Source organism: Tritonibacter sp. SIMBA_163 (assembly GCF_046535935.1).
In the GTDB taxonomy this organism is placed as follows: Bacteria; Pseudomonadota; Alphaproteobacteria; order Rhodobacterales; family Rhodobacteraceae; genus Epibacterium; species Epibacterium scottomollicae.
The window spans coordinates 1-228 of record NZ_JAWJBP010001572.1 but is presented as its reverse complement, the minus strand read 5'-3'; the positions used below and the strand labels follow the sequence as shown (position 1 = coordinate 228).

Annotated in this window: 1 protein-coding gene; it reads right to left on the bottom strand. The window is 46.1% G+C overall.

Features of this window, described 5'->3' with window-relative positions:
* Window positions 1-45: 45 nt before the first annotated feature.
* Window positions 46-228 (bottom strand): hypothetical protein (locus tag R0J92_RS27550; protein ID WP_411054015.1); only part of this gene is annotated, 183 nt, incomplete at its 5' end.

Genomic DNA, 228 nt, shown 5'->3' with positions numbered 1-228 from the left:
AGCATTCCACTTCGACGGCCTCTCCATTTGCCAAAGTAATGTTTCTCATTCACCCATCCCCTTCCTGTTTTGAAAAACTTCTGCAGCGAGAAATGCCACAAGCCCGATCGCCACAATCACAAACCAATTGTCGATGATGGCGTATCCAAAGAAATGCTCAGTTACCCCATTCAGGAAAAGAATTGTTCCCCATACTGCGAAAACCCAAAAATAGCCGCCTTTTCTGCC